Raw genomic sequence first — 14,625 nt, forward strand, 5'->3', positions numbered from 1 at the left:
GTCAGGCAGTGCTTAGGAATTTCTGATTTGGGAGCGTTTCGAGCCCGTCTCCCTGGCGCGTTCCGCGACGGTACAGCTCCGCCTCGATCCCGTTCAGGACCGCCCATTTGGCGCTGCACCAGTCGGGGGCGAGCAGGATGTCCCTGGAGGCGGTCCCGGTGAGACGATGGAAGGTCACCGAGGGTGGCGTGCGCTCGATCAGGTCGGCGCAGATGCGGATGTATTCTTCCAGCGTCAGCGGCTGATACTGGCCGCGCTTCCAATCGATGGCCAGGCGGGTGTGCTTCACCACGTGCAGCGGATGGAGCTTGAGTCCCTCCACCCCGAGTTCCAGCACCCGGTCGAGCGTGTTCAGTGCCGCCTCGCGCCCCTCGCCCGGTAGCCCGATGATGAAGTGGGTGCATACCTGGATGCCGCGCCTGCGCGCGGCCGCCACGGCGGTGCGGTAGTCGGCGAAGCCGTGACCGCGGTTGACCCGGTCCAGGGTGGCGTCGTCGGCGGACTGTAGACCCAGTTCGAGCCAGACCTCCTTGCCCTTGGCGCGATAGCTGGCCAACAGGTCCAGCACCGCCTCGGGCACGCAGTCCGGACGGGTGCCGACCGAGAGTCCGACCACGTCCGGATGGGTCAGGGCGGCGTCGTAGCGCGACTTGAGCACCTCCACCTCGTCGTAGGTGTTGGTGTAGGTCTGGAAGTAGGCCATGAAGCGTCGCGCGCCCGTGCGCTTGGCGAGCACGCCGCGTCCGGCCTCGAGCTGCGGGTCGATCTGCGGCGAGCGTTCGGCGTTGGGGCCGAAGGAGACGTTGTTGCAGAAGGTGCAGCCGCCGCGACCCTTGGTACCGTCGCGGTTCGGGCAGGTGAAGCCGGCGTTGAGCGCGAGCTTGTGCACCCGCTGGCCGTAGCGTTTCAGCAGGTACTGTCCGAACGTATTGACGCGATCGCTGAGGATCCGGTGTTGAGCGGGAGGGGAGGGCATCCGGGCAAAGCTAACTGGGCTGGCCGATGAAACGTTTGATCTGAATCAATTATAACTCAATCCAGGTTTTGAAAGAGACGGTCCCAGGGGATCGCGACATCGAGGCTGTCCAGCGTCAGCGGCGTCTCGGGCGCGATATCCCGTAACTGCCAGATGTCATTGTCGATTCGGGTATAGCGCTCGACACTGCGCGCCTCCGGGTCGACGAGCACGAACTCCCGCAGCGAGGGAATCCGGCGATAGGCGGCGAATTTGTCGCCACGGTCGAAGGAGGCGGTCGAGGGCGAGAGCACCTCGATCACCACCGTCGGGGTCGACATGAACTGCTCGGCGCGATGATCGGACGCATCGCAGGTGACCAGGATATCCGGGTAGAAATAGGCATCGTCCTCCAGTAGACGGAGCTTCATGTCGGCCGCATAGACACGGCAGGGCGATCCCTCGAGCGCCGACATGAGATCTGCCACCAGATTCATGGTGATCGTGACATGTTTTCGAGACGCCCCGACCATGGCGAAGATCTCGCCGCGGAAGTATTCCGATTTGGTGGGTTGCTCCTGCTCCCAGGCGAGATAGTCCTCTGCCGAGATCGGTAAATCCATCTGAGGTAGGCCCATGGATGCTCGCTCCCGAATGTACTTGGCGCGCTCTGTGGATCCGAATGCCGTGGATCCGGATGCGTCGAGGCCAACATAGAAGCAAAGCCGCCGACTCGCAAGACGATGCCCGCTCGCAAGACGGGGAAACGTCGGGGCCGACTTTGCAGTACCATTTTGTGCAGCGCAAGAAAAACACCCTCGAGCAGACGACGCCTTATGTCAGACATCCAACCCCGTATCCGCGAAATTCCCTACAACTACACGTCCTTCTCCGATCGCGAGATCGTGATCCGGTTCCTCGGCGAGTCCATGTGGAATCTGATCGAGGAGCTGCGCGGCAGTCGCCGCACCGGACGGTCGGCGCGGATGCTGTTCGAGGTGCTGGGCGACATGTGGGTGGTCACCCGCAACCCTTATCTGCAGGACGACCTGCTCGATAATCTGGATCGGCGCCGCCTGCTGCTGCAGGCGCTCCAGCATCGGCTCGACAGGTTCGAGCAGCGGCTGAACGACAACCGGCGCGCGGCCGAGCTGCTGGCGGCGGCGCGTGCCTCCGTGCAGCGTTTCGGCGACTGGTTCGAGACCGAGCGCACCCAGCGCGAGCGTCTGCGCAAGGCGCTCGCCGGCATCACCCGCTCGGACAATCTGGACTTCGGCGGTCTGGCGCGGGTCTCGCACGCGACCGATGCCACCGACTGGCGTGTGGAGCTGCCTTTCGTCGTCATCTCCCCCGATACCGAGGAGGAGGTCGCGCCCATCGTGCGCGCCTGCATCGACTGTGGGTTGACCCTCATTCCGCGCGGCGGCGGCACCGGCTATACGGGCTCGGCGGTTCCGCTCAATCCCATGACGGCGGTCGTCAACACCGAGAAGCTCGAATCGCTCTCGGGGGTCGAGCGGGTGTCGCTGCCCGGGGTCGAGGGTCCGGTGCCGACGGCACGCTGCGGAGCCGGCGTGGTCACCCGGCGCGTCTCGGATCTGGCCGATGCCAACGGGCTGGCCTTCGCCGTGGATCCGACCTCGCAGGACGCCTCCTGCATCGGCGGCAACATCGCCATGAACGCCGGCGGCAAGAAGGCGGTGCTCTGGGGCACGGCGCTCGACAACCTGGCCTCCTGGCGCATGGTGACGCCGGACGCGGACTGGCTGGAGGTCGAGCGGCTCGATCACAACCTGGGCAAGATCCACGACCAGGAACGGGTGCGCTTCCGCGTCTCGCGCTATGCGCCGGACGGCAAGACCCCGCGCGGGGAGCCCGAGATCCTGGAGATGCCCGGCCAGTCCTTCCGCAAGGTCGGGCTCGGCAAGGACGTGACCGACAAGTTCCTCTCGGGTCTGCCGGGCGTCCAGAAGGAGGGCTGCGACGGCATCATCACCTCGGCGCGCTTCGTGCTGCACCGCATGCCGGATCATGTGCGCACGGTCTGTCTCGAGTTCTTCGGGACCGATCTGGACCTGGCGGTGCCGGCCATCGTCGAGATCAAGGATTACATCGAGTCCCGGCCCGCCGTGAAGATGGCCGGTCTGGAGCATCTGGACGAGCGCTATGTGCGCGCCGTGGACTATTCCACCAAGGCCGCGCGGCAGGAACTGCCCAAGATGGTCCTGGTCGCCGACCTGGTCAGCGACGACGAGACCGCTCTGGTCGAGGTCGCCGAGCAGGTGGTGCGGCTGGCCCAGGGGCGCGAGGGCGAGGGCTTCATCGCCGTGAGCCCGGAGGCGCGCAAGCGCTTCTGGCTCGACCGGGCGCGCACCGCGGCCATCTCGCGCCATACCAACGCCTTCAAGATCAACGAGGACGTGGTCATCCCGCTCGACCGGCTGTCCGACTACAGCCGCGGTATCGAGCGCATCAACATCGAGCTCTCGATCCGCAACAAGGACGCCATCATGGCGGCGGTGCTCGAGTATCTCGCCTCGGACATGCCGGAGGCGCGGCTCGCGGGCGAGTACGAGGACACGGAGGAAGGGCTTGCCATCCTCCAGGCCAAGCGCGATGCGGCCCGCGACTCCATCGGCCGTGTACGCACCAGATGGCAGTCGATCCTGGATCGTCTCGACCGACCCGCCGCCGAGAACCTGGATCTGCTCGAGGACGCCGAGAAGGCTCTGATCCGCGAGGGCGACACCCTGGCCTCCATGATGCTGCGCCGCGACCTGCGTCAGGCGCTCAAGGAGGAGGTCGCCGACCGGCTCGACGAGATCTTCCTGGGCCAGGAATTCACCCGGGTGCGCGAGCATCTGCGCAAGATCCACAAGCGGGTCAAGGATTCGCGTCTCTTCGTCGCGCTGCACATGCATGCGGGTGACGGCAACGTCCACACCAACATCCCGGTCCACTCGTCCGACTATGCCATGCTGCACGAGGCCGACCGGGTCGTCGCCCGCATCATGGAGCTGGCGACCGGGCTCGGCGGCGTCATCTCGGGCGAGCACGGGATCGGGATCACCAAGTTCCAGTACCTGGAGCGCGAGAAGCTCGACGCCTTCGTCGCCTACAAGGAGAAGGTCGATCCCGAGGCGATCTTCAACCGCGGCAAGCTGATGCCGGGGTCGGGGCTCGACGGGGCCTATACGCCCTCGCTGCGTCTGGTCGAGCAGGAGGCCATCATCCTTGAGGAGACCGAGCTCGGCGCCCTCAACGACGACGTCAAGCACTGTCTGCGCTGCGGCAAGTGCAAGCCCAAGTGCATGACCCATGTTCCGCGCGCCAATCTGCTCTATTCGCCGCGCAACAAGATCCTGGGCACCGGGCTCATCGTCGAGGCCTTCCTCTACGAGGAGCAGACCCGGCGCGGTCTGTCGCTCAAGCACGTCGCGGCCATGAACGACGTCGCCGACCATTGCACCATCTGTCACAAGTGTCTGGCCCCATGTCCGGTCGACATCGATTTCGGCGAGGTGACCACGCGGCTGAGACGCATCCTGGTCGACCGCGGACAGAAGCGCTTCAGTCCGGGGGCCTGGGCGGCGATGCAGTTCCTCAACGTCACGGATCCCCGCGCGGTACGCTGGATGCGCAAGGGGCTCGCCGAATGGGGCTTCTCGGCGCTCGATCTGGCCTATCGCGGGGCCAAGCAGCTGCGTCTGACCAAGCGCACCCAGCGGCCGGGTAGCAGCACCGGGCGGCCGCCGGCGACCAAGCTGGCGCTGGAGATGGTCAGCCGTCCGGTCCGGGTGGATCTGCCGCGCAAGACCTTCCGCCAGATCCTGGATCTGGAGGACAAGACCCAGGTCGCCATCCTGGGCGATCCCCATCATGCCGAGGAGGGCGAGGCGGTCTTCTATTTCCCCGGGTGCGGTTCGGAGCGGCTTTATTCCGACATCGGGCTGGCGACGCTCGCCATGCTCTGGAATCAGGGGGCGCAGACGGTCCTGCCGCCCGGCTACCTTTGCTGCGGCTATCCGCAAACCGCGGCCGGGATGGAGGCGCAGGGACGCCGGATCACCATGGAGAACCGGGTGCTCTTCCACCGTGTCGCCAATACGCTCAACTATCTGGACATCCGCACCGTCCTGGTCTCCTGCGGCACCTGCATGGATCAGCTGCTCAAGTACGAGTTCGAGCGCATCTTCCCCGGCTGCCGGCTGCTCGATATCCACGAGTGGCTGATGGAGAAGGGCGTCGCGCTCGGCGGCGTGTCAGGCGTCCAGTATCTCTACCATGATCCCTGTCATACCCCGATGAAGACCTATGCGCCGACCAAGGTGGCGACCAGTCTCATCGGTCAGCCGGTCGCATTGTCCGATCGCTGCTGCGGCGAGGCGGGGACGCTGGGCGCCTCGCGGCCGGACATCGCCAACCAGGTCCGCTTCCGCAAGCAGGAGGAGCTGACGAAGGGGATCCGTGCCCTCACGGGGCAGGATCGGGCGATGGCCGGCGAAGTCAAGCTCCTGACCGCCTGTCCGGCCTGTCAGCAGGGATTGAGCAAGTATCGGGACGATACGGGGCTGGAGACCGACTACATCGTGGTCGAGTTGGCCAACCGCATGCTCGGTGAGGGCTGGCGTCAGCGCTTCCTCGACGATGTGGCGGCGAGGGGCATCGAACGGGTGCTGCTCTAGGAGCCTGTCCGACTTCGGTTCCTGATGGACCTACAAGTCCGACAGCCTCCTAGTGGGCGGACGCCCTGATCGCTTCTTCCCGGGTGAAGAATGCGCCGTCGCGAACGAAGCCGGAGACGATCTCGGCACAGGCGGCGACGACGCGACCATCCGAGTCCCGGGTTCCGATCCAAGACTGCGGCAGTCCGTCGAGGACATGGACCGGGGCGGGCGTGCCATCACTGAAACGCGACAGGACATGTTCTCCCGTCTTGCTGTTGAGATAGCCGGGACGGAAGCCGGACGCGCGATTGTTCTGACTGATGCCACGCGTCTTGGCGTAGAGGCGGTTCTCGTCGCGCAACGACATCTGGGTCAGAACGCCCCGCATTCTGCGTGCGCGTTCTCGGTCGCGCGGCGAGTCCTGGCTGACCGGAACGGTTTGAAGTTGCTCGTTGTACATGTCTCTTCGGTTGTACATGACATCGCTCCTTAGCTCGGAGATCGGCTGCTGGGTGTCTCGATGAAATCAGATGCATGATCTGCGCCAAATTCGCCTCATTGCGATCGCCCGATCGGCGATCCGTCTTGATCAGGTTATCGGCAGATGCGTCCTTTCCAATACCCTTCTCAGGACGAAGCTGGAATGTACCCCCGAAACACCTTCGATGCGTGTGATCTTGTTCAATAAAAGTGCTTGATAGGCGTCCATGTCCTCGACGACGACCTTGAGTTGGTAATCCGCGTCACGTCCCGTGATGAGCAGACATTCCAAAACCTCCGGCATCTCGCCCACGACCGCCTCGAAGCGCTCGAAGCGCTCGGGTGTGTGCTTGTCCATCGAGATGCTGATGATGACCATGAGATTGAGTCCGATCCGCTGGGCGTCAAGCCAGGCCCGATAGCCGAGAATGATTCCCGACTCCTCCAGTGCCCTGACGCGGCGCAGACAGGGCGAGGGCGAGAGACCGATCCGCTCGGCCAGTTCCTGATTGCTGATGCGTCCATCCCGCTGCAGTTCCTCCAGGATACGCCGATCGTAGCGGTCCAGTTTCATCCCCTTCGGGCTCCTCTCTGATGACGCTGAATCCCGGTTCGCAGCCAATCCCGAAGGATTTCCGATGCCGGGTTGTGCGCTTTGGAAAATAATTGGCAGATCATTGCGCAAAATATGGTTTATGGAACCATATTAGCAATCATCTGCCGTTCGGCTTCGCGTATTCTTTCAACCGTCGACTTACCGGTCGGCACCGCAGGCCAGGCGTTCACAAGGCGCAGGCCGACGAGGCTCCGCATCCCAACCCGGATCGGAGCGGCCCGAGCCCTACCCGGGAGAGGCCGAAATGAGTCTTACGCACCTACAGCCGATGATCAGGGAGAACCCCCATGAGCACCTTCGACCACCGCAGATACCGCCCTGGCCCGGTGGTGGACATGCCCAGCCGCCAATGGCCGAATAGAACCGTCCAAAATGCACCGATTTGGGTCAGTGTCGACCTTCGCGACGGCAATCAGGCGCTGATGGAGCCCATGGGCGTGACGCAGAAGCGCCGTCTCTGGAGTCTCCTGGTGGGAATGGGATTCAAGGAGATCGAGGTCGGCTTCCCGGCCGCGAGTCAGCCGGACTTCGATTTCGTGCGCTGGCTGATCGAGGAGCGCCAGATTCCCGATGACGTGACCATCCAGGTCCTGGTGCAGGCGCGCGAGGATCTGATCCGCAAGACCTTCGAGTCCTTGCAGGGCGTGTCGCGGGCGATCGTCCATGTCTACAACTCGACCTCGCCGGTGCAGCGCGAACGGGTGTTCGGACTGGACCGGGATGGCATCAAGGCAATCGCGCGCCAGGGAGCCGAGTGGGTGCTGGCGGAATCGCGCCGCCATCCGGAGACGCACTGGATCTTCCAGTATTCGCCGGAGAGCTTCACGGCGACGGAGCTGGACTATGCCGTCGAGGTCTGCGAAGCGGTGATGGACGTCTGGGAACCGACGCCCGAGCGACCCTGCATCATCAATCTGCCGGCGACGGTGGAGGTGGCGAGCCCGAACGTCTTCGCCGATCAGGTGGAATATTTCGCCACCCGCATCGGCCGGCGCGAGGCGGTCGTCCTCTCTGTCCATACCCACAACGACCGTGGCGGCGCGGTTGCCGCGGCCGAGATGGCCCTGCTGGCGGGCGCCGATCGGGTCGAGGGCACGCTGCTCGGCAACGGCGAACGCACGGGCAATACCGATCTGGTGACCATGGCCATGAATCTCTACAGCCAGGGGGTGGATCCGCGGCTGGATCTGAGCGATCCGGACGAGATCGTGCGGATCTGCACCGAGTGCACCCGACTGCCCGTGCATCCGCGCCATCCCTGGGTCGGGGAACTGGTCTACACCGCCTTCTCGGGCAGCCACCAGGACGCGATCCGCAAATGCCTGGCGCGTCAGGAGCGTGAGGAACCCTGGGACGTGGCCTATCTGCCGATCGATCCGCACGACATCGGCCGCAGCTACGAGGCCGTGATCCGGGTCAACAGCCAGTCTGGCAAGGGTGGTGTGGCCTTCGTGCTGGAGCGGGATCATGGTCTGGTGCTGCCGCGCTGGATGCAGGTCGAAATGGCCAGACTGGTCCAAAAAGAGACGGAGGCGCGCGGCGGCGAGCTGGACTCGGCCGAGATTGTCGCCCTGTTCCGGCGTCAGTTCATGACGGATCGTGCCCCTTACCGTTTGCTGGGATATCGTCTGGACCGCAACGGGCACGACCGGATCGAGGTCCGAATCGGTTCGCCCGCGGGAGAGCGGATCCTGCATGGCGAAGGGCAGGGGGCGATCGCGGCCTATGTGGATGCCTGGAGCCGCTGGTCGGGCTGTTCGCTGAAGGTCGTCGACTACCAGGAGCACGCGATGGGTGCCGGCACGGATGCCGAGGCCGCGGCCTATGCCCAGGTGGATCTGGATGGGATCCGAGTGGCCGGCGCGGCCATCGATCGGGATACGGTCGCCGCCTCTCTGCGGGCGGTCCTGGCGGCGGTCAATCGACACCAGGCTGAATGGATGGAGGCTGCCTGATAAGGACGAGCTTGTGAGGAATGGCCCCCTGTGGCATCCGCCGCAGGGGGCCTGCAACTAGGCCGACATCAGTTCCTGGTCGTCGTTGCAGCTCACCAGTTGCGATGGCGAGTCCTTGGGGACTACGCTGAGGGCATTGCTGAGCACATGGGGAACCCGGCTCAGGATATCCGGGTGATCGCTCAGAACGACGACGGTCGCCCCCATATGCTGCAGTCGCTCGTTCAGCATCCACAGCAGGGCGATGCCGGAATCGAAGACCCGATCGAGACGGGTGAGATCCAGGATACAGGTACGCAGGTTGGCAGGGATGGCGGCGGAAAGCTGACAGACGTCTTCAGAGATCGTCAGGTCGAGATCGCCATGGAACGACAGATCCAATCTGTCTTCGCTGGGTATGAACGAGGAAATTAACGGCATGGACCCATCCTCCTGTGGTGCGCCGCAAGCCGACATCTTCGGCTGTCACGACGAAACCGGTCCCATAATGCTGGACCGCTGACACATTCCGGAAACCGGCTGTGCGCTCATTATGGCCCTATTGATCTATATTTGCCCAGACCTTTTTGTGTTTTTGTGATCTGCGTCTCGGCTAGATCGGAGGGTTAGGTATCTCAAGCCCATATTATACAAGGGAATACACTTTATCGATAATCCGTGCAATTACTCAATGAGTGTCCTTGTCAATGGGAATGCAGGTCGTTTCGTATTCGAACTGTCGATGCAAGTCTGCTCCTATTGGACATCAAGATGGCAGCATCAGCAACTCCTGCGGGTCGATGCCCCAGGTCTTGGGAAGCTCGGCTCCGAGGATCCGCTCCTCGGAGGCGTTGCTGAGCCGTGACAGATCGAGATCGCTGACGGAGAGGAATTGACGGCGGTTGGCATCCATCACGACTCGGATCACGGGCTTGAACAGGTCCTCGCGTCCGGATTCGATCACGACCCCGAGCCGACCGCTGCGCAGGCGTACCAGGGTGCCGATCGGATAGATGCCGACGCAGCGGATGAACTGCTGGACGAGTTCCGGATCCAGATGGTGGCGCCACTCGAGCAGCTTGCGCAGCGCCTGATGCGGCTCGACGCCCTTGTGATAGACGCGCTCGGCGGACATGGCGTCGTAGACGTCGACGATCGCGGCCATTTTGCCGAATCGGGAGATGCTGGCGCCAGGCTTGCGCTCGGGGTAGCCGCTGCCGTCGATGCGTTCGTGATGCTCGGCCGTGATCGCCATCGCGATGGGTGAGATCCCCTCGATTCGGGACAGGATGCGGCGGCCTTGGTCGACATGACTGCGCATCAGGGTGAATTCCTGGTCGGTGAGGCGTCCGGGCTTGTTGAGGATACGGGCGGGAATCATCACCTTGCCGATATCGTGCAGAAGCCCGCCTAGACCGACCTCCTCGACGACCTGCCGCTCCAGCCCGAGCGAGCGGGCGAGGCAGATCATGAGGATAGCGAGGTTCACCGAGTGCTCGTAATGGTAGCGCCCGACCCGGCGGATGCGGCTGAGCGCGAGCATGGCGTCCTGGTTGCGGTGGATGGAGGCGGTCATCTCGCCCACCGTGGCCCTGGCCTGTTCCAGATCCAGCAGCTTGCCGAGCTTCGCCTCGTTCATGAGCCCGGCGACGATATGGGCGGCCTCGCCATGGATCCGCTTCGCCTGGGTGCGCTCGACGCCGAGCGGGATCTCGCGCTCTTCCGCGCCGCCGTCCTGGGCGACCTCCGCCAGATCCTCCTCCAGCGCCTCCGTGACCTCGGTCTCCGTGAGCGCCTCTTCGACGTCGAGACCGAATTCGGTGTCGATATAGAGCTCGCGGATACCCAGTTGGCGAATCCGCTCGAGGGTGCCCTCGCTTTTGAGCGAAAAGCGGTTGCGGATGAAGCCGTGATCCAGCCATCCGCAGTTGAGGTCATGGACGTACATGCCCAACTGCAGCTGCTCCACGGCTATCTTCTTGATCATGTGGGCGGATCCTGTGGCTCGATCGGTGCGTATGCGGAGACCTGTGTCGTCAAGTCGCCCTCCAGCTCAGCATTTCGCTGGCATGATCGCGCGTCTTCGCGGTGATTTCGGTCCCTCCCAGCATGCGGGCTATCTCGTCGACCCTGGCTTCCTCGTCCAGCGGCTCGATCCGGGTATGGGTCTGGCCGTCGAGGGTCTCCTTGCGCACCCGGCATTGCCGGTGTGCCTGGGCGGCCACCTGCGGCAGATGGGTGACGCACAGCACCTGTCGCGATTCGCCGAGATGCCGCAGCAGGCGCCCGACGATCTCGGCGATTCCGCCTCCGATGCCCACGTCGACCTCGTCGAACACCAGGGTGGGGACGGTCCCGCAGCTGGCGGTCGCCACCTGGATCGCGAGACTGATGCGCGAGAGTTCGCCGCCCGAGGCGACCTTGGCCAGCGGCTGCAGGGGCTGGCCGGGGTTGGCGCTGACCATGAAGGCGATCCGTTCCAGCCCTCCGCTGCCGGCACGCTCGGCCGCGAGCGGTTCGGTGCGCACCTCGAACAGTCCGCCCTTCATGCCGAGCTGCTGCATGGATGCCGTGACGGTCTCGCCAAGTCGCGATCCGCTCTCGGCGCGGGCCGCGCCGAGCAGGCGACCTTGGTCGAGATAGCGCTCCCAGGCCTGGTCCCGGGCCGTACGCAAGGTGTCGAGATGGACCTCGGCCGTCTCCAGCTCCTCAAGCTCGGTACGGCGCTGATTCAGATACTCGGGCAGCTCGGCCGGAAGCACCCGGTATTTGCGCGCCAGATCGTGGATCAGGGCCAGTCGGTCCGTGACCCTTTCCAGCTCCGCCGGGTCGAGCTCCAGCCCGTCGAGATAATGTCGGAGCCCGGCGGCCGCCTCTCCGGCATGGATCGCCGCCGTTTCGAGCAGATCGCGACATTCACCCAGGCCGGGATCGATGTCGATGAGCTCCTCGATCTCGCCGGTCGCCGATCTCAGCTGATCTTCCAGCGAGGGCTCCGACTCGGACAGCTGTTGCAGGATGCGCCCAGCGGTCTGCTGCAGACGGTCCAGGTGGCCCAGCCGGCGCTGCTCCTGATCCAGCGTCTCGATCTCATCGGCATCCAGGCCCAGCTGCTCGAGCTCCTCCAGGGTGAATCGGAGCAGGTCGATCCGCGAGGCCCGATCCCGGCTGGCGCTCTCCAGATCGGAATGGCGCTGCGCCAGATCCCGGTAGTCGGCGAAGGCCGAGGCCACCGCCTGGGCTAGATCGGTATGGCCGCCGTAGGCATCGAGCAGGTCGCGCTGGGCGGCCGGGCGCAGCAGCGACTGGTGGGCGTGCTGTCCGTGAATGTCCACCAGCAGATCGCCGAGCTCGCGCAGCTGGCTCCCGCTCGCGGGGCGTCCGTTGACATAGGCGCGCGAGCGTCCCTCGCGGGGGATCAGGCGCCGCAGGATGCAGATCCCCTCGTCGTCCAGGTCCTGATCGGCGAGCCAGCGCTCCGCCGCCGGGCATCGGGTCAGATCGAACTGGGCGAGAATCTCGGCGCGCTCGGCGCCGGCGCGTACGAGTGCGGCCTCGGCCTTCTCGCCCAGAACCAGGCCCAGGGCGTCGATGAGGATGGACTTGCCGGCACCCGTTTCGCCGGTGAGTGCCGTCATTCCCAGGTTCCAATCCAGTTCCAGGCTGCTGACGATGGCCAGGTCCCGGACCAGCAGATGGCTCAGCATGGATTCACCCGCCTCTGGGTGTGCCCACCCCAGTGCAGCTTGGCGCGCAATATCTTGTAATGGTCGTGTCCCTTGGGGTGCAACAGGCGCACCCGGTCCGGGTGGCGATCGATATGGACGGTCGCCTCGGGCGGTAGCTGACAGTACGTCTGTCCGTCGCAGGTGACCTGAACGTGCCCATGGTCATGCCCGCGCACCCGGACATCGATGCGTCGGTCGCCCGGGACCACCAGGGGCCGGTTGCTCAGATCGTGCGGACAGATGGGCACGAGCAGGATGGCGTCCAGCGCCGGATCGACGATCGGTCCTCCACCCGAGAGGGCGTAGGCGGTGGAGCCGGTCGGGGTGGCGACGATGAGCCCGTCCGAGCGCTGGGCGTTGACGAAGCGGCCGTCGATATAGGTCTCGAACTCGATCATCCGTGCCGTATTCCATTTATGGATGGCGACATCGTTGAAGGCCGAGTAGGGCTCCCCGCTGGAACCCTCGGCCTGTACCGCGGCCTGGAGCATCGAGCGGTCCTCGGCGTCGAAAGCTCCGCTCAGGATCTGGTCGATGGTCGATTCGATCTCCTCCGGCGAGACGTCGACCAGGAATCCGAGCCGGCCCAGGTTGATGCCCACGAGCGGTACGCCGGGGACGGCCATGCTGCGCGCGGCGTGCAGCAATGTGCCGTCGCCGCCGACCACGATAATGAGATCGCAGCGGGCTCCCAGTTCCTCGAGCGCGACGGGCGCGCCGATCGCGGCGCCGATCAGATGGGCGCTCTCGGCGTCGAGCAGGACCTCGAGCGCGTGCGCGTGCAGATGGATGATGAGACGCCGCAGGGTTCCCTGTACCCGCTCCGGGTCTCCTTGTTTGGCAACGATGCCGACGGTCTGAAATAACGGCATGGGTCTCTGAATGGTGAATGTGGGGAGGCCGGCGGCGCGAACGCTCAAACGTTAGCATGGGGTCCCATCGGCGCCAATACCGACGCAGGGGCGGGGCGAGGATCGGCTCCGGGGTCTCGCGATGTCGGATTAGGGGCCGAATCCGTCTCGGTGGCGACGGGCCGAGCCTTGACAGCCTGGGTACGAATCCCTAAATTGCGGTGTTAGCACTCTGCTTCGGTGAGTGCTAAAAAAATCGGATCCCAGCATCGCCTCGCGGGTTCGACGGTCTCCATCCAACGGTCATTGGTGTCGACGACTTGGCTAACGATACGCGATACGGCGACTCACAGGTGAGCGATCGCGCACTGCACTTCCTCAAGGCGCTGGTGGAGCGCTATATCCGGGAAGGGCAGCCGGTCGGCTCCAGAACCCTGGCCAAGGATACAGGGCTCGAGCTGAGTCCGGCGACCATCCGCAACGTGATGTCGGATCTCGAGGATCTGGGCCTGGTGGTGTCGCCGCATACCTCGGCCGGACGCGTACCGACGGTCGCCGGTTACCGGCTGTTCGTCGATTCGCTGATCACTGTGCGCCCGCCCTCGGATGACGACATCGCCTCGCTGCGCGGCCGGTTCGACGTCAATATGGATGCCAAGGCGCTGGTCGAGACCGCCTCGAACCTCCTGTCCGGCATCACCCATCTGGCCGGCGTGGTCATGATGCCTCGGCACGAGCGTCACGTCTTCCGCCAGATCGAGCTGTTGCCGCTGTCCGAGAGCCGGGTGCTGGCCATTCTGGTGACCAGCGAGGGCGAGGTCCACAACCGTATCGTCAATACGGACCGGCGCTTCACCGCGTCGGAGCTGGAACAGGCGTCGAATTTCCTGAACCAGATGTTCACCGGTCAGGACCTCAGCGCGGTGCGCAAGCGCGTGCTGGACGACATGAAGGACACGCACGCCGACATGGATCAGATGATGGTGCGCGCACTGGCGATTGCCCAAGGCGTCGTCGAGTCCGCCGAGGCGCGCGACGACTGCTTCATCGCCGGACAGACCAATCTGATGGAGTTCGGCGAGCTGGCGAACATGGACAGGCTCAAGCAGCTGTTCGACGCCTTCAACAAGAAGCGCGAGATCCTGCACATCCTGGATCGCTGCATCGCCGCCGACGGCGTGCAGATCTTCATCGGCGAAGAGTCCGGATACGGGCTGCTCGACGACTGCAGCCTGGTGACGACCAATTATCGCGTCGAGGGCAAGGTGGTCGGCGTACTTGGGGTTATCGGTCCGACGCGCATGGACTATCAGCGCGTGATTCCGATCGTCGACGTCACGGCGCGGCTGCTGTCCGCCGCGTTGCGGCAATGATCGCCTGGAAACAGGCGTCGC

At 64.6% G+C, this 14,625-nt stretch carries 11 protein-coding genes; 3 read left to right on the forward strand and 8 right to left on the reverse strand.

Annotation, left to right across the window (positions count from 1 at the left end; genetic code table 11):
- Nucleotide 1 precedes the first annotated feature (1 nt).
- Together D779_RS14905 and D779_RS14910 are read right to left on the reverse strand one after the other, a co-directional pair.
- Nucleotides 2–976 (reverse strand): TIGR01212 family radical SAM protein, encoded by a 975-nt coding sequence (locus D779_RS14905; RefSeq protein ID WP_043755540.1) that lies wholly within the window; start codon nucleotides 974–976, stop codon nucleotides 2–4.
- A gap of 56 nt (nucleotides 977–1,032) precedes the next feature.
- On the reverse strand, nucleotides 1,033–1,578 hold the full coding sequence (locus D779_RS14910) for a Uma2 family endonuclease (protein WP_232424205.1): 546 nt from the start codon (nucleotides 1,576–1,578) through the stop codon (nucleotides 1,033–1,035).
- A 213-nt stretch (nucleotides 1,579–1,791) separates the two neighbouring features.
- Here D779_RS14910 and D779_RS14915 point away from each other — a divergent pair, with 213 nt between their 5' ends.
- Nucleotides 1,792–5,640, forward strand: a complete 3,849-nt coding sequence (locus D779_RS14915) for a DUF3683 domain-containing protein (protein WP_043755543.1) — start codon at nucleotides 1,792–1,794, stop codon at nucleotides 5,638–5,640.
- A gap of 49 nt (nucleotides 5,641–5,689) precedes the next feature.
- On the opposite strand, the gene D779_RS14920 is transcribed toward D779_RS14915, so the two are convergent.
- Nucleotides 5,690–6,100, reverse strand: a complete 411-nt coding sequence (locus D779_RS14920) for a hypothetical protein (protein ID WP_332307769.1) — start codon at nucleotides 6,098–6,100, stop codon at nucleotides 5,690–5,692.
- Nucleotides 6,101–6,211: 111 nt separating this feature from the next.
- Nucleotides 6,212–6,676 (reverse strand): Lrp/AsnC family transcriptional regulator, encoded by a 465-nt coding sequence (locus tag D779_RS14925; RefSeq protein WP_043755547.1) that lies wholly within the window; start codon nucleotides 6,674–6,676, stop codon nucleotides 6,212–6,214.
- A 329-nt stretch (nucleotides 6,677–7,005) separates the two neighbouring features.
- Between D779_RS14925 and leuA the strand changes: the two genes are divergently transcribed.
- Nucleotides 7,006–8,673, forward strand: a complete 1,668-nt coding sequence (gene leuA / locus D779_RS14930) for a 2-isopropylmalate synthase (RefSeq protein WP_043755548.1) — start codon at nucleotides 7,006–7,008, stop codon at nucleotides 8,671–8,673.
- 57 nt (nucleotides 8,674–8,730) lie between these two features.
- Here leuA and D779_RS14935 read toward each other — a convergent pair whose 3' ends face one another.
- The 4 genes from D779_RS14935 to D779_RS14950 form a co-directional block, all read right to left on the reverse strand.
- Nucleotides 8,731–9,093 (reverse strand): STAS domain-containing protein, encoded by a 363-nt coding sequence (locus D779_RS14935; protein ID WP_043755550.1) that lies wholly within the window; start codon nucleotides 9,091–9,093, stop codon nucleotides 8,731–8,733.
- Between the two features lie 325 nt (nucleotides 9,094–9,418).
- Nucleotides 9,419–10,639 (reverse strand): HD-GYP domain-containing protein, encoded by a 1,221-nt coding sequence (locus tag D779_RS14940; RefSeq protein WP_043755552.1) that lies wholly within the window; start codon nucleotides 10,637–10,639, stop codon nucleotides 9,419–9,421.
- Nucleotides 10,640–10,688: 49 nt separating this feature from the next.
- Nucleotides 10,689–12,359, reverse strand: a complete 1,671-nt coding sequence (recN, locus tag D779_RS14945; protein WP_043755554.1) for a DNA repair protein RecN — start codon at nucleotides 12,357–12,359, stop codon at nucleotides 10,689–10,691.
- Nucleotides 12,353–13,252 (reverse strand): NAD(+) kinase, encoded by a 900-nt coding sequence (locus D779_RS14950; RefSeq protein WP_043755555.1) that lies wholly within the window; start codon nucleotides 13,250–13,252, stop codon nucleotides 12,353–12,355. Before D779_RS14950 ends, recN begins: the two co-directional genes overlap by 7 nt.
- Before the next feature lie 299 nt (nucleotides 13,253–13,551).
- On the opposite strand from D779_RS14950, the gene hrcA reads away from it, so the two are divergent.
- A complete protein-coding gene (gene hrcA / locus D779_RS14955; RefSeq protein ID WP_043755557.1) occupies nucleotides 13,552–14,604 on the forward strand; it encodes a heat-inducible transcriptional repressor HrcA in 1,053 nt (350 codons plus the stop codon).
- Nucleotides 14,605–14,625: the final 21 nt, after the last annotated feature.

This window comes from Imhoffiella purpurea (assembly GCF_000585215.1).
Taxonomy (GTDB): Bacteria; Pseudomonadota; Gammaproteobacteria; order Chromatiales; family Chromatiaceae; genus Imhoffiella; species Imhoffiella purpurea.